Consider the following 21,045-nt stretch of genomic DNA (forward strand, 5'->3'; position numbering starts at 1 on the left):
CACTTCATCACAATTAAAGGTATGAATGAACGGTTTAATTATTCTTATCGAAATAAAAAGGGTTATTCGATCAGGCTTTTAAAACCCGTTCGAATAACCCTTTTTATATTTATTATTTTGACTGAATAATTTTTGTCCGATAATCTGTTTCGTAAAATTCAAGGTCTTCTCTAATTCTTTGGAATCCACCTTCAAGTCCTTTAACTAATTGACGAAGGCTTTCCGGAACTTCTTTATAGAATTTAATTGAATTTCTTCCTGTATAGGCTGAACGGCTATCTTCGTACCATGCATCAATCTTTGGTGAAAAGAATTCAACAATACATTGATGATAAATTCTGTATAAGGTTTTTTCTGCTGCTGCTTTTTGGAAAGGCTCACTTTGAATTAAAATTTTACAAGCATCAAGGCTTTCTTCACTATATACAAGCAGCTTACGAAGTGTAGAAAAAACTACTTTATAATAAGCGCGCTCTTCTTCGCTTCCAGGATTAAACTGTGACAGAGTCGTTTCATTTGCATAATCTTCAAGTGTTTTTATGGTATTCGTTAAAAATTCTTCAACTTCTTTTAACTGCGATTTCACAAGAGTATTTCCCACGATTATCTCCCCCAAATGGTTAACTTAAAATTATTTTGGCTGCATAATGAACTCAAGCGGTGACCGAAGCTCATACCCTTTCTTTTGTTGAAGAGATCCAAAAATTTCAGGCAGCTTATTATAATTGATTTCTTTAAAGTATGCAGCAAATTCTTGTTTGGAATTTAAATAAAGTCGTTTTCGGTGGCGCAATTCAGGATCTTTTAATAGGCAAACAAGTGCCACTATATCCTTAAAATACACACTATTATCACCTTCACCAAACAATGGATCTTGTTTAAAAGGAGTAAATTCATCAAAGATTTCATCAAAATACCTTATATACAGCACATGTAGTTTCTTTTCTTTCCCATCATCAATAAAAGTAAGTTCACTTTTATTAAAAAAATCTTCGGGAGTATTTGATTTTGTCTTTTCTAACTCAAAGCCTTTGCAAGCAATAATCTTCAATTTGGTTGCTCTCCTTTTTCAAAACAGTATCCAAATTTAAATTCTTTCTTTATTTTAACACAAATAAAGAACGTTTTTAAACTTTCGAATCAATTGTCTCCTGAAATCTTTCAAAAAATAAATCTGCTTCCGCTTGGACATATTCCTCATTTACTTTTTCCGGAAGAGGCGGCAATTCCTCAAGGCTTCTTAAACCAAAATAATCGAGAAATTCTTTTGTTGTTCCATACAAATAAGCCCTGCCGGTTCCCTCTGCTCTGCCAATCTCTTTAATTAACGCCTTAGCAGTTAGCGTTTGCAGTGGCCGCTCTGTTTTTACTCCGCGGATTTCCTCAATTTCTGCTCTTGTGATTGGCTGTTTATAAGCAATTATCGCTAAGGTTTCCAATGCAGCTTGTGATAGAGCTGTTGTACTTGGAGAGTCAACAAGCCTTTTTAAATAGGCAGCATTTTCTTTTTTTGTTACTATTTGATATGTTCCTGCTAGCTGCACAATTGTTAATCCTCTGTTTTGATCTTGTTCATAATCTTGTCGTAAGTTTTCAATCATCTCTTTGACTAAATGATTTTCGACTTCAATAACCTCAGATATTTGTTTTAGAGAGAGCCCTTCATCCCCAGCTGTAAAGAGCAGGGCTTCTATAATACTGCTCCAATTAATTATTTCCAACAACCATTTCTCCTTCCTCGATTGCTTCTACAAAAATTTCGCTGAAATTTTTATCCTGCTCAACATCTATTTCTTTTCTTTTAATTAGTTCTAAAATGGCCAGAAACGTTACAACAATATGTTCTTTACTAGAATGTGGAAATAAATCATTGAAGCTTTTCCGTCCTTTTATACGCCGCAACTCGTCCAATATTTCCGTCATTCTTTTATCAATTGATATTTCCTGGCGCGCGATTTTCGTCGACAGCGGCCGCTGCAATTTTTTTCTTCTTACTAGCTTTTGGAACGCTGCCAGCATGTCATAAAGGGAAACGTTAAGGTCCGTTTTTTCAGGCTTAATTTCCTTTGCATAATCTGATAAATCACTTGGCGGTTTTGTATACATCAAACTTCTTTCTTCTCCCATTATTTTTAAATCCTTGGCCGCTTCCTTGTACTTTCGATATTCAATAAGACGTCCGACCAATTCTTCCCGTGGGTCTTCCTCAATTTCGTAGCTTGAATCTTCATCCAAGCTTTCTTCCTCGTGTTTCGGTAAAAGCATTTTACTTTTAATCGCAAGCAAGGTTGCTGCCATCACTAAGAACTCGCTGGCAACATCAAGCTCCAATTCGTTCATCGTGTGTATATAAAGTAAATATTGTTCGGTAATCTGCGCTACTGGAATATCGTAAATGTCAATTTCCAAACTATTTATTAGATGAAGAAGTAAATCAAGAGGGCCTTCAAACGCATCTATTTTTATGTTGTAATGCTCGTTTTGTTGCATGATCTTCACCAAAATTCCTAAAAAAATTCGTCAAAAATATCATAGTGTGGCTATTTAATAGTATAGAGGAATCACCCCAGTTATCCAATAGAAAAATCAACCTGTTTGCCCCTGCACTTGAAAACGGTCATTTCGCCTATAACAAATTCAATATATCTACATATGATGAAGTGAAAAGAATTCAAAAACATTATGGGAGGTATTTCATATGGCTGATGGAGTAGGATTTGGTTTTGGAGGCGGATTCGCGTTAATCGTCGTATTATTCATCTTGTTGATTATCGTAGGTGCTTCTTGGGTCTATTAATGAAACATTGCGGAAGCTTTCATGTTTGCCGCTGCAGCTAGACAATCAGCATGGAAGCCCGCACTTAGCGGGCTTTTAAACTTTCTTAGAAATTTTAACATATTAAGTTGTTGATTACTTTGAATCAAGTTAATTTACTTCTAGCTCCAGCGACTAGTGTACTTCGCCCACTTCTACGATAAGTCAAGCACGAATGCGCTAACGCTCTTCGTGTTTCCTTTATCTCAGTCAGTGAGCTCCATCCCTGTCGTGCGCTAAACGGGCGCTTGCGCTTTTGTTCCTTTCTATTATTCCTCGGCACTCATCATATGCTAAACTAACTATACATATTCATTCCCTATGAGGTGATCAATTGTATCCAAAGGAATACATTCAGTACTTAGTACATTTCCATGGTGATCGGGATTATTTTGAGTGTCATGAAATTCTTGAAGAATATTGGAAAAAACAAGATAGCAGTAACAAACAATCTGTCTGGGTCGGGTTCATACAACTAGCTGTCTCATGTTACCATCACCGACGTGGAAACTATACCGGAGCAAAAAAAACGCTTGAAATAGCAATGAAAATTTTCACTAAAAAAGAAAAACTTATAAGAAATCTCGGGTTAAATGAGATATCCTTGTTTGCAATAGTAGAGGATTGTTTCATTAAACTCGGACAAAAGCACCCATATAAAAGCTTTAACTTACCAATTTACGACCCACTCTTACTCCAACAATGTCAGTCACTCTGTTCAGAGTTGGGATTTACTTGGTGCATTGACAGCGATCTAAATAATAACTTCTTGGTGCACCGCCATAAATTACGAGATCGAACAAATGTGATCAAAGCACGTGAAAATGCCATGAAAGCAAGAAAAGGCAGCGAATAAGCTTATTCGCTGCCTTTTTGATCCTGTGGGCAAATCTCGCATTTATTGATAAAAGCTGATGTGTATTCATTTGCAGTGACAATTCTTTCTGGATACATTTCATCTAAAGCCTTCACCATTTTTTTGCCTGTTCCTTGTAAACGGTGAGAGGGATTTACCGAGATGTGTTGAATTAACAATTCTTGCTCCCCATTAAACATGATTCCGATTAGCCCAATTATATCTTCTTCTTTCCAAAGGAAAAGCTGCCAAGCTTCTTCTGTTTCATATTGCTTCATGGTTTGTTGAAGCTTTTTTAAATCCTTTTCGTTTGGCATAAAAGATAATAGGCCCATCGCAATTTTTTCAAATGTTTTTTTATATCGAATTAACATATAGACCCCTCATTAAATGAAATAAAGCAATAATTTATTTTTATCATTGTATGAAAAAGGAACGTGTTTTGTTTCAGCACCAACCTAATCATACATAATTTGTCTGTATTCAGCAATCATTCAGCCGTCCTTGCTTTACCACTAAGAACTTTATCGCTTCCTTTCATATAATTTTCATTAACAATAGATTCTAACTAGGAAGCTAATAAAATTCATTCTACACTAAATAATCGAATTTATCCATTTCTCTTGCAAGTAAAGCTCTCTTCTATTACAGTTTCAATTGTAAGCATTAATCCTTCATGCGGATTAATGAGTTAATTTGACAACAAAGATTTTTCTTTAAGGAGGAAATTTATTATTATGAAAAAAATCTTAATCCTTGCATTATTTGCTATCATGCTTATAAGTCCAGTGCGAAGTTTTGCGGACATGACAGAGGGAGACATGATTGTTACGCTTGGAGAAAATCTAACCGAACAGCAAAAAAGTGGTCTTTTAACCGAAATGAATGCACCAAATGATGTACAGATCATTACAGTTTCCAACCAAGAAGAACATAAGTATTTAGGAAAATATGTCGCTAGCTCATTAATAGGAACAAAAGCAATCTCTTCCTCTGCGATCACAATAGCAGCACCTGGATCTGGAATTTCAGTCAAAACAAAAAATATCACGTGGGTAACGAATGCAATGTATGTGAACGCATTAATTACTGCAGGGGTAAAGGATGCAAAGATTTATATTACAGCCCCCATACCTGTGTCAGGGACAGCAGCATTAACGGGGATCATTAAGGCCTATGAGATTTCCGCCGATAAAACGATCCCTGAAGATGTCAAACAAGCTGCAAACCAAGAAATGGTTGAAACAGCCAAGCTAGGAGATTCTATCGGTGACAAAAATGCGGCTGCTTTAATCGCCAAAATTAAAGAAGAAATTGCAAAAAACAAACCGACAACCGATCAAGAACTACGTGCAATAATTGAAAAAGCGGCAAAAGATATGGGTATTACTTTAACTGAAGATCAAATGCAGAGACTGATGGATCTGTTTACTAAACTAAAAGATTTAAACATTAACTGGAGTCAGGTAAGCGATCAAATCCATAAGGCTCAGAATCAGGTAACAAAATTTCTTGAATCGGATCAGGGTCAAAGCTTTCTAGAGAAGCTAAAACAGTTTTTTATTAGTTTAATTGATGCAATTAAGTCCCTTTTTGCAAAATAAAAGAAGCTTCCTTGGAAGCTTCTTTTATTTTAATGATAGATCCAATCGGACTAAGTCCTCATAAGTTTCTCTTTTTACTACAAGCCTTGCCTCTCCGTTTTCAACAAAAACCACAGCTGGACGTGGTAAGCGATTGTAGTTGTTTGCCATCGAATAGCCATATGCCCCTGTACAAAAAACAGCCAGAATATCTTCTTGACCTGCCTCTGGCAGCGGTAAATCCCAAATTAGCATATCGCCAGATTCACAACACTTACCAGCAACTGAAACCGTTTCTTTTACGGCTGCAAGTGGCTTATTCGCTAAAACTGCTTCATATTTTGCTTGGTATAATGCTGGTCTAATATTATCGCTCATACCACCATCAACAGCTAAATATTTTCTTACACCCGGCACATCTTTTTGCGATCCTATCCGGTAAAGGGTTATACCCGCATCTCCAACCAGAGAACGGCCTGGCTCAATCCAAATTTCCGGCATATTCATGGAATAGTGGTTGACCCATTTTTTTACTTCCGCAATTATTTCCTCAACATATTGCGAAGGCTGAATCGGCTCGTCTTCTTTTGTATAGCGGATTCCGAATCCTCCGCCTAAATTTAGCACCTTGGCTTCAAAGTTAAACGCCTGTTTCCATGCGGCCATTTTCACAAATATTTTTTCCGTAGCCAAAAGAAAGCCTGCCGGATCAAAAATTTGTGACCCAATATGACAATGAAGTCCAAGCACCTCCAAGTAGTTATCCTGGAGCGCATCCTTTAAAGCTGTTTCAGCCTGACCGTTTTGTAAATCAAAGCCAAATTTGGAATCTTCCTGACCTGTTAAAATATAGTCATGTGTATGTGCTTCAATACCAGGAGTTACCCTTAACAGTATTTTTATATTTGCGTTTTTTTCAGCACATATGGTTTTTAATAGATCCAATTCATAAAAATTATCGACAACAATGCAGCCAATACCATGTTCCAAGGCCATTTCTAATTCTTCTCTGCTTTTATTGTTCCCATGAAAATGAATTCGTTCAACAGGAAACCCAGCTGCCATAGCTGTGTACAATTCCCCTCCTGAAACGACATCAAGTGATAAGCCTTCTTCCTCTGCGAGCTGAACCATTGCAATTGTCGAGAATGCTTTACTTGCATATGCAACCTGAGCTTTCACATTTTCTTTATCAAAGGTTTGTTTAAATCCTCTAGCTCTCTCTCTAATTAATGCTACATCATATACATACAAGGGGGTACCATATTTAGAAGCCAAATCCACCGCATCGATTCCGCCTAATTCTAAATGCCCCTTTTTATTTACACTAGTTGTTCCATGTAAATACATTGCCATCCCTCTCTTTACTCTAAACTTTCTTTGGAAAAGGAAATACGAATAGGCAGAATCTAAAGATGCTGCCTATTCTTGATCCTTTGTCCCTTTATTTAATTAAAATTACTTTAGCATAACATTCGGAAATCTGCAATTACTTTTACTATTGCTGGTCAGGCGGCTGCCGGTATCGATTTCTTGGGTGGACAATACTGGGCCTGAGCGCCGATCCCGGAATTGCCCTTCGAAAAATAATTTGTAAAAATCCTTTTGGTTCGAATGGAAGAAATGGCCAAAAGTATGGAGTATTGAGGGCGCGGGTCTGAACCATAAATATAAAAAATAATGTAGAACCGATGACAAAACCAGGAGTGTGGAAAAATGCAACAAGGAGTAACAAAAGTAATCGTCCCATTTTATTTGCAACACTTAACTCATAACTGGGTGTCGTAAAAGTCCCAATACCCGATACTGCCACATACAGGATAACTTCAGGAACAAACAAGCCAACACTAATGGCAATTTGACCAATCAATACAGCCGCAATTAAGCCCATTGCCGTTGAAAGCGGCGTTGGTGTGTGGATGGCAGCGATTCTTAGAAATTCAATTCCAAAGTCAGCTAGAAAAATTTGAAGAATAATCGGGATATTTGTTTGTTCACTCGGACCAATAAATGATAGCTTTTCAGGCAGTAATGAGGGTTCTAACACAAATAATAGCCACAATGGAAGAAGAAAAATAGAGACTAAGACACCCAAGAACCGCGTCCAACGTACAAATGTCCCCATTGCTGGCGCCTCCCGAAACTCTTCGGCATGTTGGACATGATGAAAATATGTAGTTGGTGTGATAATGACACTTGGCGATGTATCCACAATGATAACGACATGTCCCTCTAGGATATGCGCTGCTGCCACATCTGCCCGCTCTGTATACCTTACAAGCGGAAATGGATTTAATCCCTGCTTAAGAACAAACTCCTCAATCGTTTTATCGGCCATTGGAATTCCATCGATTTCGATAGCCTTGAGCTCTTTACGAATAATATTTAATAAATCCGGATCTGCGACATCTTCAAGATAGGCAATGGCAACATCTGTTTTTGACCGTTCTCCTATTCTAACCATTTCATAGCGAAGTCGTTCATCCCGAATTCTTCTCCTGATTAACGCTGTATTCATAATGATATTTTCTACAAAGCCATCACGAGCACCCCTGACGACTTTCTCTGTATCGGGTTCTTGAGGGGAGCGACCCGGATAACTTCTAACATCGACAACATATGCGACCGTTTCGCCTTCGATCACAACGCCAATTAATCCCGACAGTACTTTATCTACCAATTCATCCAGGTTTTCAACCGGTTGAACAGATTGATTAACTAATCTATTTTCAATAAGTTTGCCTATATTCGTTGATAATTTTTCATTATTGTTAAGGTCAACTAATTCCTTAATAAGTTGAATAGCATAAATCGTATCAACTAATCCGCTGACAGAATAAATATGCACATCTTTTTTTAAGATCTTTAATTTACGAATATTTAAATCAAAGCTTACTCCTAAGCCCACACGCTGTTTCATGAAATTCTCGATCTCATTTACTGATTCAGGAATCGGCCATTTTTGTTCAGTTTTTTTTGTCATAGAATCCACTCCTTTCGAGAATAAGTTCTACTGCTTTTTTCGTTATCGGCGCCCCCTGTTCGTAATGATCATGTCGTGCCATCTTTCCAACATCTCCAACTCCTACAATAATAGGTACATCTAGTTCATCAAGGCAATAAACGGTATCCCCATTTAGTCTACCCATTTCAAATTCAGGAATTCCATTTTTGTCCACTCCGTATGGAGTCAATTCACCATCACGATCAATACAAACATCGAACCTTGTCCATTCAGCCTGCCTTGTTTTTGAAGCAACAGCGATAACTCCAAGGACTTCCACATCTTTATCCCGCGCAACATATTTTAAAGCTATTTCACCAGTGCCTTCGCCTACTAGTCCGCTATCGTCAAACATAACTAACACTGGATCATAGGGGGTTTTTTTTATCAAAGAAACAATCTCCGGTCCTGTTAAAACAGTCGGATTCCCGTGGGACAAAGAAATACATCTTCCGCCAATCTCCCGAGCAACATGTTCAACTGCACGCCTCGCATAATCATCACCATCTGTGATTAAGATAACGCGTCTTCGAATACTCATGGCTGTGATGTCCTTTCATACACGATCTTCAATGGTGAATAAAATAGACCCATTGAAAGATTGATCCAAATATTTTTCCTAACACAATGGCCATCAATAATGAAATAATTTTACCGTCCAAGCCAATTCTTTTGCTCAGGATGGGAATAACATTTAATACTTCTGTTAATGCCGCTGCCGCCATTCCAACAAATGTACCACCTGTAAGCCCGAGTGGTATGAGAAAATAAGCAGATAACCCAAGCACCGGATCTCTTAGACTTGCTAATACCCCCGTGACGGCTCCAATGATAACACCCCATTCATAAAAATGAATCTTTTTCATTGTTTTTGATAGTTGTGTAAGCCGTGGAATAATCCCTAGAACTGTAAGAAAAGCAACAAATCCAGAACCTACTACAAGTCCACTAGCAAGGCCTATAAAGATAACTGCTAACGCTTTAATCGTCATCAAGACGCCTCATACTTTCTTTATTTTCATGGATGACAACATAGCTATCAAGATCCTGTTGGTAATTAAACATCTCCACTTCTAATGGACTTGGCTCTTCATTAATACGTTTCCGAAAAACATGATTGAAAAATAAAATCATTCCTAGTCCTAACCCAAGCGAGTATGGAATTTGAAAAAGTAATGGTTTAGATGTATTTTTTCCTGTAATGATGGTGTAAAGCTTTTCCTGAACACTTTGCATACTTACGTCATCATGGAAATTCATAATCCCCATTGCCGATCCAAAAAATAGCAGGAACCATATTAAAACAAAAAAAGGGAAGGATAAACTTTTTTTCTTAATTAAAACCTCAACAATTGTTTGGGCAGGACCAATTGTTTGTATATCTGACTCTTTCACTATGGGTGTCATTAGGCTGATCACTTTCATTACATCGATTACGACGATACTTTTATCATTTTCTGTCACATGATGCACTACTAGACTTTTTAAGGTTGGAAGTGCTGGTTCCGGTGCAATAATTTGGGCAATATCCTCTAATCGTACTTTTTCATGTATAGGGACCTGAACACGATTTCTCATACGAATATAAATGGTATTTTCCAAAAAAACTCACTTCCCAAACATAGATATCCTCATGGTATATAGTATGAGCAATTAAGGAAATTTTCATGAAAAAAAGACCGTATGAATCATAGATCCATACGGTCTTTCATTTGCTGTAAAATCTTTTTTTCTAATCTTGAAACCTGGACTTGGGAAATTCCAAGCCTTATTGCTACTTCGGATTGGGTCTGATCCTTATAATAACGTAAATAGACAATCAACCTTTCACGTTCCTCTAATTCAAGAATGGCTTCCTTTAGTGCAAGCTTATCAAACCATTTTCCGTCATTGCCATCATCAATCTGATCTAATAACGTGATCGGGTCCCCATCATTTTCATAAACCGTTTCATGAATGGAAGAGGGCGCCCGGCTCGCTTCCTGGGCCAGAATGATTTCCTCAGGTGATAATCCGAGATAAGCAGCTATTTCGTTTATGGTTGGAATCCTTCCAAACGTTTTCGAGAGCTCATCCTTTGCTTTTCGAATTCGATTGCCCATTTCTTTCAATGATCGGCTAACCTTTACAGTACCGTCATCTCGAATAAACCGCTGGATTTCACCGATAATCATTGGAACAGCATAGGTAGAAAACTTTACGTCATATGTTAGATCAAACTTATCAACAGATTTTAATAAACCTATACAACCAATTTGAAAAAGATCATCAGGATCATAGCCACGATTAAGAAACCGTTGGACAACAGACCAGACAAGACGCATATTCTTTTCTACGATTAACTCCCTGGATGCCTGGTCACCATCCTGGCTTTTTTTGATGAGCTCTTTCACCTCATGATCTTTCAAATACGTTTGACCTTTATCGTTTTTAACCTCCACATCCATCGGCAAGTCTCCTTAATTGTACAGCAATTTGCTACTTGATAACTGCTTTTTTAATCTAATCTCGGTTCCTTTACCTGGCTGCGTGAGAACCTCAACCTCATCCATAAAATTTTCCATGATGGTAAAACCCATACCGGAACGTTCTAAATCCGGCTTAGTTGTAAATAATGGCTGCCGAGCTTCTTCCACATCTGTAATGCCAATTCCAACATCTTTTATAGACATTTCAACTATATTATCTTCTATAGAAACAGTGATATAAACAATTCCATTCGGATCATTTTCATAACCGTGAATAATTGCATTTGTCACTGCTTCAGAAATAACCGTTTTAATTTCGGTTAATTCATCCATTGTCGGATCAAGCTGAGCAATAAATGCAGCAACTGTAACTCGAGCAAAAGATTCATTTTGGCTTAGAGCACTAAATTCCAGGTTCATCCTATTTTTCATCGTTACGCAACCCCCAATCTTTGCAATGCAAATTCTTCCGTCGGTTCTAAGCGAATAATCTTAAATAATCCCGACATGTCAAATAATCTTTCGATTGCTGGGGAAATTGCGCAAACGACCATTTCGCCTTTCACCTGTTTAATCTGTTTATATCTTCCCAAAATAACTCCCAACCCGGAGCTATCCATAAAAGATAAGTGTTCCAGATTCAAGACAATATGATGAATCTCGTTCCTTTCAATGGCATTTGATGCTTTTTCTCGTAGCACATCTGCAAAATGGTGATCTAATTCGCCGCTTAAACGTATACATAAGACGTCTGCTTTTATTTCCATTTCAATATCAAGACTCACTATCCCGGCCTCCTTCATCTGGTATAGTGAGTCAATTCGGTAATGAAGCTAAAATATCCTTCCACCGAGACAAAACTAGTAGTAATTCGCTAAAATTAGTGAATGGCGGTTACCTTTCGACAATAGCAACCTAGGCCTTACTCTTCCGCTCTTGTAAACATACCAAAAGCGCGTTTATAAAGAGTCCACCATCCAGCCTCTTCAACATTTTTACTTGCAACGAGCGGGCTTTCTTGGACTACCTTTCCATCTTTAATTAGTTTAAGCGTCCCTACTTTATCCCCTTTGTGGATTGGAGCATTCAAATGTTTTTGAAGAATCACCTTTTGTTTTATACCATCGGTTTTTTCGCCTTTCTTTGTTAGCAAGGAAAGCGGCTCACTAGTTAAAGCCTGAACAGTTTTGTCCTTTCCTTTACTAATATAGGCTTTTCCAACATCTTGATTACGCTTAAAGATTGGATGGGTTTCATACTGACTGTAGGCATAGTCAAGCATTTTTGTCACTTGGGCATTTCGATCCTTTGACGTCGGTGCCCCGAATACAACGGCAATGACGCGCATTCCGTTTTTTTGTGCCGTTGCCGTTAAACAATATTTTGCTTCAGATGTAAACCCTGTTTTCAAACCGTCTACACCCGGATAAAAGCGAACAAGTTTGTTGGTATTTACTAACCAAAACTTTTTATCCGTGTTTTCTCTTAAGTAAGATTCATACATGCCAGTAAACTTTGTTATATCTTCATACTTCAACAGTTCCTTCGCCATAAGCGCCATATCGTTGGCAGTACTGTAGTGGCCTTTGACAGGTAAACCTGTTGTATTTTCAAAATGAGTGTGCTTAAGACCTAATTCCTTTGCTTTTTCATTCATCTTTTGTACAAATGCTGGCTCAGACCCCGCAATTCTTTCAGCCATCGCCACTGCAGCGTCATTACCGGAACCAATGGCGATCCCACGCAGCATTTCTTTCGTTGTCATTTCCTCCCCTGGTTCAAGAAAAATTTGTGAACCACCCATTGATGCTGCATACTCACTCGTACGAATTTTTTCATTCCATGATAGTTTACCTTGGTCGATGGCCTCCATAATTAGCAGCATTGTCATAACCTTGGTCATACTAGCTGGAGGAAGCTCTTCATTGCTATTTTTCTCATACAAGATTTTGCCTGTATCGCGTTCCATTAAAATGGCAGACTTAACATCGTTGACAAGGTCAGTGCTCTTTTTTTCTTCCGCAAAGACAGAAGTACCGAGCGATGAAAGTATCATAGTAAGCAATAATAATGTTGCCAATCGTTTCATTCACATAACCCTCCATTCTTTATCATCTCCATTTTTTCCAAATGAAACAACTTTATACAATTATTTCCTAAAATCAAATAAAAAAAGTTCGAGATTATCATCTCGAACTAGGAACAGTTATTTAGATGTTATTGCTTCGTAAATCAAAATAGGCGGTTCTACTTTTTCAGAAGAGATTTTAATATTTTCAAGCAGCTTTTCCTTTACTTCGGTAACGTCCTCAAAATTGCTGTAAATTGATACTAATGGTTCACCCTTTTGTACCCTATCACCAATTTTTTTCCTTAACACAAGTCCAACTGCTAAATCAATTGTTGATTCTTTCGTAGCTCTTCCTGCTCCTAAGAGCATGGCTGCCGTGCCAATCTCATCTGCGACTATTTCCGCTACAAATCCAGCTTCTTTTGCTTCTAGGTCTAATATGTATTTTGCTTGCGGTAATTTAGCGGGATCATTAACAATAGATGCATCTCCGCCTTGTGAGCTTAGGAAAACTTTAAACTTTTCTAGCGCTGAACCATCTTTAACTGCCTTTTCCAACATTTCTCTTGCTTCCTGCAGAGAGCTTGCCCTATCAGCAAGATAGACCATATGGCTGCCAAGCGTTAAGCAAAGTTCGGTTAAATCAGCAGGCCCCTTCCCGTTTAAGGTATCAATGGCTTCTTTCACTTCAAGTGCATTTCCAATTGCAAATCCAAGCGGCTGACTCATATCGGAAATGACGGCCATTGTTCTTCTTCCCACATGATTGCCTATCTGAACCATAGCACTAGCTAAATCCCTTGAATCTTCAAGTGTTTTCATAAAGGCGCCAGCGCCTGTTTTCACATCAAGAACAATCGCATCAGCACCAGCAGCAATTTTTTTACTCATAATTGAGCTGGCTATAAGCGGAATGCTGTCAACGGTAGCTGTAACATCTCTTAGTGCATATAGCTTCTTATCTGCCGGGGTTAAATTTCCGCTTTGCCCAATGACTGCAATTTTATTTTTATTGACAAGCTCGATAAATTTTTCATTTTCAATTTCAACATGGAATCCTGCAATGGATTCTAATTTATCAATTGTCCCACCCGTGTGTCCTAATCCCCGTCCAGACATTTTCGCGATTGGAACGCCAACAGCAGCAACAAGCGGGCCAAGAACAAGTGTTGTTGTATCGCCAACACCACCTGTTGAATGTTTATCAACTTTAATGCCTTCAATTTGCGATAAATCAATTTGATCACCGGACTTTACCATTGCCATGGTCAGATCTGCTCTTTCTTGATCGGTCATTCCTTTAAAAAAGATCGCCATTGTCAAAGCACTCATCTGGTAATCGGGAATGGTGCCAGCAGTATATCCTTGAATGATAAAATTAATTTCATCTGTAGAAAACACATTCCCGTTTCTTTTTTTTTCGATTAAATCGACCATTCTCATGAAAAATCACCACTTTGTTATTTTGTAATAGTCTTGACCAATTCTTTTACATACGAAAGGAAGTTTGCTTTTACCCGCTCAGTCGTTTCAATCACTTCTGCATGGGATAATGGTTGGTCAAGAATCCCGGCAGCCATATTGGTAATGCAGGAGATTCCAAGTACCCTTAAGCCGCTATGACGCGCGACAATAACTTCAGGTACCGTTGACATTCCAACTGCATCTGCACCCAAGATTCGAAACGCCCGTATTTCAGCAGGTGTTTCATAGGTCGGTCCTGTAAAGGCTACATAAACCCCTTCTTTTACCTCCAAATTTAACTTTGCGGCTGTTTGTTTTGCTAATTTACGCAGGTCTTTTGAATAAGCTTCCGACATATCGGGAAAACGTACGCCAAGCTGGGAATCATTGGGGCCGATTAGCGGATTGGAACCCATATTATTGATATGATCAGAAATAAGCATTAAATCACCTGGAGAAAAACTTTCGTTTATTCCCCCTGCTGCGTTCGTGACCATTAGCGTTTCCACCCCAAGTCCTTTCATAACCCGGACAGGAAAGGTGACCTTCTCGAAGCTGTAACCCTCATAATAATGAAAACGCCCTTGCATTGCCACAACTTCAATCCCTTCAAGCAGACCAAATACTAACTGGCCGGCGTGACCTTCTACCGTTGAAACTGGAAAATCCGGGATATCCCGATATTGTATTTTCACTGGTCTTTCAATCTCATCTGCTAAAATGCCAAGGCCAGATCCGAGAATAAGTCCTAATTTTGGTGTTTTGTCATATTTCGTTTTTAAAAAAGCGACTGCGTTTGTAATTTTATTGAACTCCATTTACATCCCCCTCGTAAATTTTAGAAAATTATAGTTTTAGTTACTATGGATAACTTTTTACCGGGTTAGACTAGTCCAGTTTCGGCGCCCAGCGGCTAGTGCCCTTCGCTCTTCTCCCTATGATAAGTCGACATCGGATCGCTTTCGCTCTCCGTGTTTCATTTATCTCAGTCGAAGCGCTCCAGGCCATACGCCGCTAAACGGGCGCTTGCGCTTTTGTTCTTACTTTAATTCTGTCAAGAAGCTTGATCCATATACCGGCATCTTCACTTTGAAGTTTTCGGCTACAGTTGCCCCAAGGTCGGCAAACGTTTTCCTGATTGGGATTTCTTTGCCCTCAGTTATCTGTTTTGAATAAACAAGTAATGGTACATATTCCCTAGTATGATCTGTTCCTGGATGAACGGGATCATTTCCATGATCGGCCGTAATCATTAACAAATCATTTTCCTTCATTTTCGCAAATACTTCTGGTAGCCGTGCATCAAACTCTTCTAATGCTTTTCCATAGCCGATCGGGTCACGACGGTGACCAAAGAGGGCATCAAAATCAACTAAATTCACAAAACTAAGTCCGGTAAATTCCATATCGAAGGTTTCTATCAATTTGTCCATCCCATCCATATTCGAAATTGTCCGCAGTGACTTTGTCACTCCTTCACCATCATAAATGTCTGAAATTTTTCCAATCGCAATTACCTCATAACCAGAATCCTTTAACTCATTCATTACCGTACGATCAAATGGCTTTAAAGCATAATCATGGCGGTTGGCGGTTCGTTTAAAGCTTCCTGGCTTGCCAATGAAAGGCCTCGCAATTACCCGACCTACCATATATTTTTCATCAAGGGTCAGCTCACGAGCTATTTTACAAATTTTATACAATTCCTCAAGAGGGACGATTTCTTCATGTGCCGCAATCTGAAGGACTGAATCAGCAGATGTATAGACAATCAATGCACCTGACTTCATATGTTCTTCTCCTAATTCATCTAGAATAGCAGTTCCACTCGCTGGTTTATTAGCGATAACCTTTCTTCCAGAGCGCTTTTCTAATTCTGCAACCAGCTCTTCGGGAAAACCATTAGGAAAGACACGAAATGGGGTCTTAATATTCAAGCCCATGATTTCCCAATGTCCAGTCATCGTATCTTTCCCATTTGATGCTTCCTGCATTTTAGTATAAACTGCTAGCGGCTTATCAGCTTTTTGAATCCCCTTTAATTCACGTAGATTACTTAAACCCAATTTAGCCATATTAGGCATGTTAAGTCCATCCATTTGTTCAGCAATATGTCCGAATGTATCAGCCCCTTGATCACCAAATTTCTCTGCATCAGGTGCCTCACCTATCCCCACTGAATCCATCACAATTAAGAAAATGCGTTTAAACATTGTTGATTCCATATTTTTTCCTCCTTGGTTCAAAAAAACAGAATACTTGTAAAATAAATGGTATTTTCATTTTCATTATTAAGTTTCCCAGAATAAACTTGAATAATCTTAGAATCAAATCTAGTTTGTCAGAAGTCTGACATCATTATATTACAGAATTGGACGAAGAAAAAGCCACCAAATTAATTTAGCAGCTTTTTGAACAATACGAAATCCTTAATTCTTGCAAACTATTAAGCTCGTGGATGAAATTTACTATAAACATCCTTTAACCTTGTTTTAGATACGTGGGTGTAAATTTGCGTTGTCGATATATCAGCATGTCCAAGCATTTCCTGAACGGCGCGAAGATCCGCACCGTTTTCCAACAAATGCGTAGCAAAGGAATGTCTTAATGTGTGTGGTGTCAAATCCTTTTGAATTCCCGCTTCCTTCGCCAGCTTTTTTAGTATTTTCCAAAAGCCTTGACGTGTTAAACGATGGCCATGGTGATTAAGAAATAAGGCATCTTCTCGCAGTTTTTTATTTACAAAAAATGGTCGGCCTTGTTCTAAGTATTGCTGCAAAGCATTTAATGCAGTCTTGCCAACCGGGATAATTCTTTCTTTATTTCCTTTACCGATACAGCGAACAAAGCCCATCGTTAAATGGATATCACCTACATCAAGCCCAATCAACTCACTGACGCGAATTCCGGTAGCATAAAGAATCTCGAGCATTGCTTTATCTCTTATACCAAAATGATTATTTAATTTTGGTGAATCCAGAAGAATCTCTACTTCCTGTAAATTTAATACTTTAGGAAGTGCTCTTTCCATTTTCGGTGTTTCAATATGAACGGAAGGATCATGGTCTGTGACTTTATCTCTTAATAAAAACTGATGAAAAGCTCTTAGTGAGGCAATGTGTCTTGCCAACGTTTTGGAGGATTTCCCCTGCTCCTTTAAGAATCCTAAAAAATGAACAATATGAACACGTTGTACATCATTTAAAAGTAAAACATTTTCAACCTTATTTAAATAATGAATATAGCTTTTCAAGTCCCGTTCATATGAAATAATAGTATTTTTTGCAAGTCCTTTTTCAACAATTAAAAAATGCATAAAGTCTTTAAGTTGATCTTCCATAATTACATTACTCCCCGTTTAAATAAAACAATACGAGCCGATCAAATATTGATGTGCCTGCTGCTTGTGATGAACTTGAAACCTTTAAAGCAGTGCCTTTTGGCTCATCGTAACGATGATAACTTTGATATTCTTCATTTACCCACATCATACCATAATAAAAAAGAATCGTGCATCCTGTAAAAAGCAGAAAGACCTTTAGGGTATGCACGGTAATTTTCATAAAATTAAGCATTTCCTCTTCCCCCAAACCATTTTTAGTAAAAGGTATGCCAAATTGGACAAGATTTATACCTAGTTAGGGAAAAAGACGGGTAAAAAAAAGCCTTTTAGAGATAAAAGGGCTTTTTCAGTCGTTTTTTATTGTAAGTCATCATTTTTTTCTTGGCATCGGCTGCAAATACCATGGAATGTCAAGCGATGATCTTTTATCTTAAAATTCCATTTTGCTTCGACGGTTGCTTCAACATCCTCAAGAAGATCTTCCTGGATTTCATCGACTGCTCCACATTCTATGCATACAAGGTGATGGTGAAAATGTTCTGCGCCTTCTTGTCTAAGGTCATACCGAGAAACACCATCCCCAAAGTTAATTTTATCGACAATTTTTAATTCAGTTAATAATTCCAATGTTCGATAAACGGTGGCTAATCCAATTTCAGGCGATTTTTCTTTCACCAGGAGGTACACATCTTCTGCGCTTAAATGATCCTCTTCATTTTCCAGTAAAACGCGCACTGTTGCTTCCCGTTGGGGCGTCAGCTTATAGCTCGATGAATGAAGCTGCTTCTTAATTCTCTCAATTCTAGTCTCCAACTGTAGTCCCTCCCTCGCCATAATCCATTCTCATTATAGCAGATGAAAAAGGAGATTCAAAATAAAATTATTATAAATAAGTGACAAAAGTTACTATTATATTATACTCATTATTATTTAAATGAGTGTACGATTGTTTTCATTAATCCTGGGGATAGAAATGCCTCTATGCCAGATGCAACAGAAATAAACAGGACCGCGATGATAAAGGCAAAAATATAGCGTTTAAATATCGGCATGATCGGCTGCCCGTATTTTTTCATAAACTGTTTTTTTATCATCAATAACGAAAATGACATTGACATTACTGCCATAATAATAAAGACAGGAATAATAATTAAATTTTGTGGTAAAATTGATACAAATGCCAGCATAAAGCCTTTCCAGCTCATTTGGTTGACTAAAAACCCTACTGTAAAACCCACGACCATTCCTTTTATAAATAGAAGAATAAGGATTATTGGCAAACCAATAATCGAAATTCCGAGCACCCACATTAACCCGATAAATTTACTATTATGAAAAAAACTCTGTAAAAATAAATCATTCGATTCAGCCACTTTCCCATTTGATACTTCACCAAAAAATTGGGATAAATAATAAAATAAATCCTGTTTCTGTGAAAAACTCATGCTATTCACGACGATCGCACCAAAAATAACACCCATTAAAAACAACATAACAACAAAGACAAAGATCGAGGAATGCTCACGGAAATAACTTGCTGCGACGTTCTGGTACATTCGTTTTTTCATTGCTTTTCCTCCTAAAACTCGGGTTATTACATTGTATGCCTGTCCTAACAAATAATGATTAAATATAATGAAAAAACCGGGCGCCAAACTGGCACACCGGTTTACGATCTAACTATTTTCATCAGCAATTTTTCCGTATTTCCCCCCGCCGCCTGCGGCCAGAGTTATCGTTCCTTCCCTAGCTTTCATGATCAGGTCAGCAACCTTTATAGGAACAACTTCCTTAATCGCCTTATATGGAACCTCATGCAAGATTGCCATTTCCGTTCCAAAATACGACAGTAGCTTATCAAGTAATTTTGGTCCCAATCCCGGGATAAATTCAAGTGGGACTTGATGGATATACGGAGGTCTGTTTTCCGGTCCCTCTTCAGCCGTTTTCAGCTCTAAGATTCGATCGGCCACTCCTTTAATGATTTTTTTTGCACCGCAATTTGTACAGAAGCCAGCATTCTTGTCCAACTGATGCAAACAATGAGAGCATACGGTTTTATGATATTTGCCAAGTAAAGGATCAAGTCCGTAATTCGCAATGATTTTTCTGTCCACTTCTCCTTTTAACGCCATTTTTAATTCTTTGAATGTCGGCTTCTCCATTGCCATGACTTGGTACTCACGGGCAATTTTAGCTAAAGAATGGGCATCCGAATTCGTGACAAATGGAAAGCTGTGCAGCTCTTGTAATTGATCGGCCATTTTTGTATCAGAGCTTAATCCGAGTTCAATACCATCAATTAGGGTTGGATCAAGTACTTCTGCTAATGAGTGAGTAACTCCCTTTCCGTAAAGACTTTTAAAGGGAGTAAAAACATGAGCGGGAATGAATATACCCCCTAATTCTTTTACCTTTTTTTGTAATTCTCTGCCGCTTACATAGATACGCTGCGAGCTAAGTTGAATATTTTTCAAATGACCTGAAAGCCATCCCGAGAATACCTTCATGATTTTTATCGATGGGAAATAGCTCAGCAAATGAATGGGTCCATTGGATTGTTCATCGTAAATTTCCAATTCCGATCCTGGAATAATCGTCAAGTCTCCAAATACCAATCCACCATCTGGATGCTCATAGACTTCCCCTTTAGAGATGAGGTTCTCTATTTCCAATATAACCTCGGGTGAATGACAGTCAATGATCCCTATAATATTCAACCCTTTTTCATGGCGTGCATGTTTAATGATATTTGTAAACGTTAATGATTTAGCCCCAGTGATTTTTACTGGCTTTCCAGTCCATGTTCTCCCGATGTGAATGTGCAAATCTACAAAAAAGGACTTCATTTTTCCGCTAATGCTTCCTGCAATTGTAAATATTGCACAGCAAACATTGTTTTGGCATCATAGATTTTTTGTTCTTTTATATATTCAATCGCTTCATCGAGAGTTAATTCTTCGAGGTTAACAAATTCATCCTCGTCAAGTTCTGCTGCATTTTCTTTTTTTACTAACCCTTTTGCTATGTATACATGAACAATTTCATCAGCAAAGCCCGGTGAGGTATAAAAGGAAACTAATAATTCAAGATTCCTACACTCATAACCCGTTTCTTCTTCAAGTTCCCGTCGTGCACAAACTGCCGGTTCTTCGCCTTTTTCAAGTTTTCCGGCAGGGATTTCAACAATGACTCTTTCTAGTGCCTTACGAAATTGTTCTACCATAACAATTTTATTTTCATCTGTTATCGCAATAATAGCAACTGCACCCGGGTGCTTAATGATTTCCCGCTTTGCCATCTTTCCATTCGGCAGTTCAACCTCTTGCAGGTGTAAACTAACTACTTTTCCAGAATAAATTTCTTTTGTTTGAATTGTTTTTTCTTCAAGACGGCTCAATACACTCACTCCTGTTCTAATCCGATATAATCTGCTTATCC

The 21,045-nt window shown here is 38.1% G+C and carries 26 protein-coding genes; 3 read left to right on the forward strand and 23 right to left on the reverse strand.

The features are described 5' to 3' along the window. Window positions 1-112: 112 nt before the first annotated feature. The 4 genes from JN080_RS01750 to JN080_RS01765 form a co-directional block, all read right to left on the reverse strand. Window positions 113-601 carry a YpuI family protein gene (locus JN080_RS01750; protein WP_256234156.1) on the reverse strand — a complete coding sequence of 163 codons (489 nt, stop codon included), beginning with the start codon at window positions 599-601 and terminating at the stop codon, window positions 113-115. A 30-nt stretch (window positions 602-631) separates the two neighbouring features. Continuing rightward, on the reverse strand, window positions 632-1,051 hold the full coding sequence (locus JN080_RS01755; protein ID WP_256234157.1) for a hypothetical protein: 420 nt from the start codon (window positions 1,049-1,051) through the stop codon (window positions 632-634). Between the two features lie 76 nt (window positions 1,052-1,127). After that, window positions 1,128-1,721 (reverse strand): SMC-Scp complex subunit ScpB, encoded by a 594-nt coding sequence (scpB, locus tag JN080_RS01760; protein ID WP_256234158.1) that lies wholly within the window; start codon window positions 1,719-1,721, stop codon window positions 1,128-1,130. After that, entirely contained in the window at window positions 1,708-2,490 is a 783-nt protein-coding gene (locus tag JN080_RS01765) for a segregation/condensation protein A (protein WP_256234159.1), read from the reverse strand. The genes scpB and JN080_RS01765 overlap by 14 nt, the downstream gene beginning before the upstream one ends. 208 nt (window positions 2,491-2,698) lie before the next feature. Between JN080_RS01765 and JN080_RS01770 the strand changes: the two genes are divergently transcribed. Together JN080_RS01770 and JN080_RS01775 are read left to right on the forward strand one after the other, a co-directional pair. Continuing rightward, window positions 2,699-2,797: a YjcZ family sporulation protein gene (locus tag JN080_RS01770; RefSeq protein ID WP_256234160.1), complete on the forward strand. Its 99-nt coding sequence runs from the start codon at window positions 2,699-2,701 to the stop codon at window positions 2,795-2,797. A 352-nt stretch (window positions 2,798-3,149) separates the two neighbouring features. Further along, window positions 3,150-3,671, forward strand: a complete 522-nt coding sequence (locus JN080_RS01775) for a DUF309 domain-containing protein (protein ID WP_256234161.1) — start codon at window positions 3,150-3,152, stop codon at window positions 3,669-3,671. Window positions 3,672-3,673: 2 nt separating this feature from the next. On the opposite strand, the gene JN080_RS01780 is transcribed toward JN080_RS01775, so the two are convergent. Next, on the reverse strand, window positions 3,674-4,045 hold the full coding sequence (locus tag JN080_RS01780) for a GNAT family N-acetyltransferase (protein ID WP_256234162.1): 372 nt from the start codon (window positions 4,043-4,045) through the stop codon (window positions 3,674-3,676). A 363-nt stretch (window positions 4,046-4,408) separates the two neighbouring features. Between JN080_RS01780 and JN080_RS01785 the strand changes: the two genes are divergently transcribed. Beyond that, on the forward strand, window positions 4,409-5,275 hold the full coding sequence (locus tag JN080_RS01785) for a DUF1002 domain-containing protein (RefSeq protein WP_256234163.1): 867 nt from the start codon (window positions 4,409-4,411) through the stop codon (window positions 5,273-5,275). A gap of 24 nt (window positions 5,276-5,299) precedes the next feature. On the opposite strand, the gene lysA is transcribed toward JN080_RS01785, so the two are convergent. The 18 genes from lysA to JN080_RS01875 form a co-directional block, all read right to left on the reverse strand. After that, window positions 5,300-6,604, reverse strand: a complete 1,305-nt coding sequence (gene lysA / locus JN080_RS01790; protein WP_256234164.1) for a diaminopimelate decarboxylase — start codon at window positions 6,602-6,604, stop codon at window positions 5,300-5,302. Between the two features lie 148 nt (window positions 6,605-6,752). Further along, a complete protein-coding gene (locus JN080_RS01795) occupies window positions 6,753-8,237 on the reverse strand; it encodes a spore germination protein (protein WP_256234165.1) in 1,485 nt (494 codons plus the stop codon). Continuing rightward, a complete protein-coding gene (gene spoVAEA, locus JN080_RS01800; RefSeq protein WP_256234166.1) occupies window positions 8,221-8,799 on the reverse strand; it encodes a stage V sporulation protein SpoVABEA in 579 nt (192 codons plus the stop codon). Before spoVAEA ends, JN080_RS01795 begins: the two co-directional genes overlap by 17 nt. A gap of 28 nt (window positions 8,800-8,827) precedes the next feature. Then, the gene (locus JN080_RS01805; RefSeq protein ID WP_256234167.1) at window positions 8,828-9,250 is read right to left on the reverse strand and encodes a stage V sporulation protein AB; all 423 of its coding nucleotides are present in this window, start codon (window positions 9,248-9,250) and stop codon (window positions 8,828-8,830) included. Further along, complete coding sequence (locus tag JN080_RS01810) at window positions 9,240-9,860, reverse strand: stage V sporulation protein AA (RefSeq protein ID WP_305473585.1); 621 nt, start codon at window positions 9,858-9,860, stop codon at window positions 9,240-9,242. The genes JN080_RS01805 and JN080_RS01810 overlap by 11 nt, the downstream gene beginning before the upstream one ends. 86 nt (window positions 9,861-9,946) lie before the next feature. Then, the gene (gene sigF / locus JN080_RS01815) at window positions 9,947-10,705 is read right to left on the reverse strand and encodes an RNA polymerase sporulation sigma factor SigF (RefSeq protein WP_256234168.1); all 759 of its coding nucleotides are present in this window, start codon (window positions 10,703-10,705) and stop codon (window positions 9,947-9,949) included. A 12-nt stretch (window positions 10,706-10,717) separates the two neighbouring features. After that, a complete protein-coding gene (gene spoIIAB / locus JN080_RS01820; RefSeq protein ID WP_256234169.1) occupies window positions 10,718-11,158 on the reverse strand; it encodes an anti-sigma F factor in 441 nt (146 codons plus the stop codon). Window positions 11,159-11,160: 2 nt separating this feature from the next. Next, window positions 11,161-11,511 (reverse strand): anti-sigma F factor antagonist, encoded by a 351-nt coding sequence (gene spoIIAA, locus JN080_RS01825; protein WP_256234170.1) that lies wholly within the window; start codon window positions 11,509-11,511, stop codon window positions 11,161-11,163. A gap of 137 nt (window positions 11,512-11,648) precedes the next feature. Next, the gene (locus tag JN080_RS01830) at window positions 11,649-12,815 is read right to left on the reverse strand and encodes a D-alanyl-D-alanine carboxypeptidase family protein (RefSeq protein ID WP_256234171.1); all 1,167 of its coding nucleotides are present in this window, start codon (window positions 12,813-12,815) and stop codon (window positions 11,649-11,651) included. A 117-nt stretch (window positions 12,816-12,932) separates the two neighbouring features. Then, window positions 12,933-14,240: a pyrimidine-nucleoside phosphorylase gene (locus tag JN080_RS01835; RefSeq protein WP_256234172.1), complete on the reverse strand. Its 1,308-nt coding sequence runs from the start codon at window positions 14,238-14,240 to the stop codon at window positions 12,933-12,935. A gap of 17 nt (window positions 14,241-14,257) precedes the next feature. Continuing rightward, complete coding sequence (locus JN080_RS01840; RefSeq protein WP_256234173.1) at window positions 14,258-15,079, reverse strand: purine-nucleoside phosphorylase; 822 nt, start codon at window positions 15,077-15,079, stop codon at window positions 14,258-14,260. A gap of 222 nt (window positions 15,080-15,301) precedes the next feature. Further along, on the reverse strand, window positions 15,302-16,486 hold the full coding sequence (gene deoB / locus JN080_RS01845) for a phosphopentomutase (RefSeq protein ID WP_256234174.1): 1,185 nt from the start codon (window positions 16,484-16,486) through the stop codon (window positions 15,302-15,304). Window positions 16,487-16,707: 221 nt separating this feature from the next. Continuing rightward, window positions 16,708-17,601, reverse strand: a complete 894-nt coding sequence (gene xerD, locus JN080_RS01850) for a site-specific tyrosine recombinase XerD (RefSeq protein WP_256234175.1) — start codon at window positions 17,599-17,601, stop codon at window positions 16,708-16,710. A gap of 7 nt (window positions 17,602-17,608) precedes the next feature. Further along, window positions 17,609-17,836, reverse strand: coding sequence for a YqzK family protein (locus JN080_RS01855; RefSeq protein ID WP_256234176.1), 228 nt, complete (start codon window positions 17,834-17,836; stop codon window positions 17,609-17,611). Window positions 17,837-17,961: 125 nt separating this feature from the next. Then, window positions 17,962-18,417: a ferric iron uptake transcriptional regulator gene (gene fur, locus JN080_RS01860; protein ID WP_256234177.1), complete on the reverse strand. Its 456-nt coding sequence runs from the start codon at window positions 18,415-18,417 to the stop codon at window positions 17,962-17,964. A gap of 113 nt (window positions 18,418-18,530) precedes the next feature. Beyond that, entirely contained in the window at window positions 18,531-19,172 is a 642-nt protein-coding gene (gene spoIIM, locus JN080_RS01865) for a stage II sporulation protein M (protein WP_256234178.1), read from the reverse strand. Between the two features lie 108 nt (window positions 19,173-19,280). Continuing rightward, window positions 19,281-20,453, reverse strand: a complete 1,173-nt coding sequence (locus JN080_RS01870; RefSeq protein WP_256234179.1) for an endonuclease Q family protein — start codon at window positions 20,451-20,453, stop codon at window positions 19,281-19,283. Continuing rightward, a complete protein-coding gene (locus JN080_RS01875; protein WP_256234180.1) occupies window positions 20,450-21,004 on the reverse strand; it encodes an NUDIX hydrolase in 555 nt (184 codons plus the stop codon). Before JN080_RS01875 ends, JN080_RS01870 begins: the two co-directional genes overlap by 4 nt. Window positions 21,005-21,045: the final 41 nt, after the last annotated feature.

The organism is Bacillus sp. EB600, assembly GCF_024494385.1.
GTDB lineage: Bacteria > Bacillota > Bacilli > Bacillales > Cytobacillaceae > JAEVLT01.

Bases quoted from the DNA above. Each gene is read 5' to 3' on its own strand.
- JN080_RS01765 (WP_256234159.1), bottom strand. From the start codon at position 2,490: ATGCAACAAAACGAGCATTACAACATAAAAATAGATGCGTTTGAAGGC.
- JN080_RS01770 (WP_256234160.1), top strand. From the start codon at position 2,699: ATGGCTGATGGAGTAGGATTTGGTTTTGGAGGCGGATTCGCGTTAATC.
- JN080_RS01780 (WP_256234162.1), bottom strand. From the start codon at position 4,045: ATGTTAATTCGATATAAAAAAACATTTGAAAAAATTGCGATGGGCCTA.
- JN080_RS01785 (WP_256234163.1), top strand. From the start codon at position 4,409: ATGAAAAAAATCTTAATCCTTGCATTATTTGCTATCATGCTTATAAGT.
- lysA (WP_256234164.1), bottom strand. From the start codon at position 6,604: ATGTATTTACATGGAACAACTAGTGTAAATAAAAAGGGGCATTTAGAA.
- JN080_RS01795 (WP_256234165.1), bottom strand. From the start codon at position 8,237: ATGACAAAAAAAACTGAACAAAAATGGCCGATTCCTGAATCAGTAAAT.
- spoVAEA (WP_256234166.1), bottom strand. From the start codon at position 8,799: ATGAGTATTCGAAGACGCGTTATCTTAATCACAGATGGTGATGATTAT.
- JN080_RS01805 (WP_256234167.1), bottom strand. From the start codon at position 9,250: ATGACGATTAAAGCGTTAGCAGTTATCTTTATAGGCCTTGCTAGTGGA.
- sigF (WP_256234168.1), bottom strand. From the start codon at position 10,705: ATGGATGTGGAGGTTAAAAACGATAAAGGTCAAACGTATTTGAAAGAT.
- spoIIAB (WP_256234169.1), bottom strand. From the start codon at position 11,158: ATGAAAAATAGGATGAACCTGGAATTTAGTGCTCTAAGCCAAAATGAA.
- JN080_RS01830 (WP_256234171.1), bottom strand. From the start codon at position 12,815: ATGAAACGATTGGCAACATTATTATTGCTTACTATGATACTTTCATCG.
- JN080_RS01835 (WP_256234172.1), bottom strand. From the start codon at position 14,240: ATGAGAATGGTCGATTTAATCGAAAAAAAAAGAAACGGGAATGTGTTT.
- JN080_RS01840 (WP_256234173.1), bottom strand. From the start codon at position 15,079: ATGGAGTTCAATAAAATTACAAACGCAGTCGCTTTTTTAAAAACGAAA.
- deoB (WP_256234174.1), bottom strand. From the start codon at position 16,486: ATGGAATCAACAATGTTTAAACGCATTTTCTTAATTGTGATGGATTCA.
- xerD (WP_256234175.1), bottom strand. From the start codon at position 17,601: ATGGAAGATCAACTTAAAGACTTTATGCATTTTTTAATTGTTGAAAAA.
- JN080_RS01855 (WP_256234176.1), bottom strand. From the start codon at position 17,836: ATGCTTAATTTTATGAAAATTACCGTGCATACCCTAAAGGTCTTTCTG.
- spoIIM (WP_256234178.1), bottom strand. From the start codon at position 19,172: ATGAAAAAACGAATGTACCAGAACGTCGCAGCAAGTTATTTCCGTGAG.
- JN080_RS01870 (WP_256234179.1), bottom strand. From the start codon at position 20,453: ATGAAGTCCTTTTTTGTAGATTTGCACATTCACATCGGGAGAACATGG.